Here is a 526-nt window from a genome sequence, read left to right on the forward strand (position 1 = left end):
CCGCGCGCGTCGGCGAGCACGCGCTCGAGCGCGGCGCCGCCCTCGGCCGCGACCGCCGCGGCGACCGCGCCCTCCACGAGCGGCGCGTCGGCGATGCGGATGCGCTCGGCGGCCTCGGCGAAGTCGAGCGCCGTGCGGGCAGTCAGCACCGCGGAGCCGAGGTCGCACAGCACCACGACGCCGTCGCCGGAGTCGGCCTCGACGAGCGAGCGCTGCACGCGATCGAAGCTCGTGCCGATGCCTCCGTCGTCGGTGCCGCCCGCGGCGACGATCGCGACCCCGGGCGCCATCTGCGCCGCGACCTCCCGGACGCCCTCGGCGAGGCGCTGGGAGTGCGAGACGATCGCGAGCCCGACCGTCATGCCGTCTCCGCGGCCGCGCGCAGCATGAGCGCGGTCGACTCCGCCCCCGGGTCGCGGTGCCCCACCGCGCGCTCGCCGAGGTACGACGCGCGCCCCTTGTGGGCGACGAGCGGCTCGGTCGCGACCGCGCCGGCGGCCGCGGCCTCGGCGGCGGCGGCGAGCAC

General features: G+C 79.5%; 2 protein-coding genes. Both read right to left on the reverse strand.

The genetic code is table 11. The features are described 5' to 3' along the window. The coding region (gene dhaM, locus NWP09_RS13205) for a dihydroxyacetone kinase phosphoryl donor subunit DhaM (RefSeq protein WP_258275936.1) at window positions 1–362 on the reverse strand (362 nt) is incomplete at its 3' end. After that, on the reverse strand, window positions 359–526 hold a 168-nt coding region (locus tag NWP09_RS13210; RefSeq protein WP_258275937.1), incomplete at its 5' end, for a DAK2 domain-containing protein. The genes NWP09_RS13210 and dhaM, both read right to left, overlap by 4 nt.

It is taken from the genome of Agrococcus sp. HG114, assembly GCF_024723325.1.
GTDB lineage: Bacteria > Actinomycetota > Actinomycetes > Actinomycetales > Microbacteriaceae > Agrococcus.